General features: G+C 68.8%; 2 protein-coding genes and 1 pseudogene. 1 reads left to right on the forward strand and 2 read right to left on the reverse strand.

What is annotated here, in order from left to right; all coding sequences use genetic code 11:
* Together dapC and fdxA are read right to left on the reverse strand one after the other, a co-directional pair.
* Window positions 1-853 (reverse strand): succinyldiaminopimelate transaminase (gene dapC / locus A5622_RS16120; protein ID WP_156752979.1); only part of this gene is annotated, 853 nt, incomplete at its 3' end.
* A 41-nt stretch (window positions 854-894) separates the two neighbouring features.
* Window positions 895-1,221, reverse strand: coding sequence for a ferredoxin (gene fdxA, locus A5622_RS16125; protein WP_003875467.1), 327 nt, complete (start codon window positions 1,219-1,221; stop codon window positions 895-897).
* Window positions 1,222-1,612: 391 nt separating this feature from the next.
* Here fdxA and A5622_RS29220 point away from each other — a divergent pair.
* Window positions 1,613-1,678 (forward strand): annotated as a pseudogene (locus A5622_RS29220) (hemophore-related protein); the annotation flags it as partial.

Genomic DNA, 1,678 nt, shown 5'->3' on the forward strand with positions numbered 1-1,678 from the left:
CCGCGCGGCGGCGCTCATAGCGTTGCCGCTGTGCCAGTTCGTGGGCGTCGTCGTCGAGGGCCGCCACCATGGCCGCCTGCACCGGCGTGGGCACCATCATCCCGGCGTGCTTGCGCACGGCCAGCAGCTCGTCGACCAGCTCGGGGTCCCCGGCGACGAACCCGGCCCGGTAGCCCGCCAGCGACGAGCTCTTCGATAGGGAGTGGATCGCGAGCAGGCCGGTGTGGTCGCCGTCGCAGACCGAGGGGTGCAGGATCGACAGCGGCTGGTCGTCCCAGCCCAGCCCCAGATAGCACTCGTCGGAGGCCACCAGGCAGCCCCGGTCGCGGGCCCAGCCGACCACCTTGCGCAGATGATCGACGCCCAGGACACGTCCGGTCGGGTTGCTCGGCGAATTCAGGTAGTACAAGGACGGCGATTGCGGACCCAGCTGGGTCAGCGAATCCGCGCGCAGCACCCGCGCCCCGGCCAGCCGGGCCCCGACGTCATAGGTCGGATACGCCAGCTCCGGCACCACGATGACGTCCGCGGGGCCCAGGCCCAGCAGCGTGGGCAGCCAGGCGATGAGCTCCTTGCTGCCGATCACCGGGAGCACGGCCGCCTCGCCCAGCCCGGTGATGCCGAACCGGCGGTCCAGCGCGGCGACCGCCGATGCGCGCAGCCGGGCGGTGCCGGCGGTGGCGGGATAGCCCGACGCCGACGCGGCGGCGGCCAGCGCCTCCTGGATCACCGGGGCAACGGGGTCGACCGGGGTGCCGACCGAGAGGTCGACGATGCCGTCCGGGTGGGCGCCGGCGAGCGCCTTCGCGTCGGCCAGCGTGTCCCAGGGGAACTCGGGCAGGGCCGCCGACACCGCCGGCCGGCGCTTTTTGAGCTGGTGGGGCACCGGGCCGCTCAGTCGCCCTCGCCCTGCGGCGGCAGATCCTTGACCACCTGCGGGTCGTTCTCGGTCAAGCCGACCTTGGCCGCGCCGCCGGGCGATCCCAGCTCGGCGAAGAAGTCGGCGTTGATCTGCGTGTACTGGCTCCACTGGTCCGGCACATCGTCTTCGTAGTAGATCGCTTCGACGGGGCAGACCGGCTCGCACGCCCCGCAGTCGACGCATTCGTCGGGGTGGATGTAGAGCATCCGAGCGCCTTCATAGATGCAGTCGACGGGGCACTCCTCGATACAGGCTTTGTCCTTGATGTCGACACAGGGTTCGGCGATCGTGTACGTCACAGACGTCTCCTCCATGTACTAGGCCAGCTGCTGGGCTCAACTGTGGGCTGGGCGTTCAGCTCGCACCGGCGCGCGTCCGACCGCATCCGGTGAAGCTTTCGGTTACTGATACTAGACGTTGCAGATACAGGTCAACCATTTGGCGCGCCTGTCGAAATACCGATTTAAGACCGACAGTCTCGGAGCCTGTGACCGGCCCCCGTTTCGCCGACGGCGAACACCGCTGACAAGCCGCTGACCTGCGAAGAGTAACGCCCGGGCGGTGGCGTGCGATAGCCGTTGTGTTGCAGGCACGCTCGCGGGGCCTGGTAATCTCAACCGAAGGACGGCAACCGCTGGGCAGATGTTCTCGCCGTAATAGCGGTGCATTAACTGGGGAAGGTGTCCACACATGAGGCTGTCGTTGAGCAAATTGGGCGTTGCGGTTGGCAGCGCGGCGGTGGCGTTGAGCGCCGCG

The sequence above is a fragment of the Mycobacterium sp. 1245801.1 genome (assembly GCF_001673055.1).
Lineage (GTDB): Bacteria > Actinomycetota > Actinomycetes > Mycobacteriales > Mycobacteriaceae > Mycobacterium > Mycobacterium europaeum_A.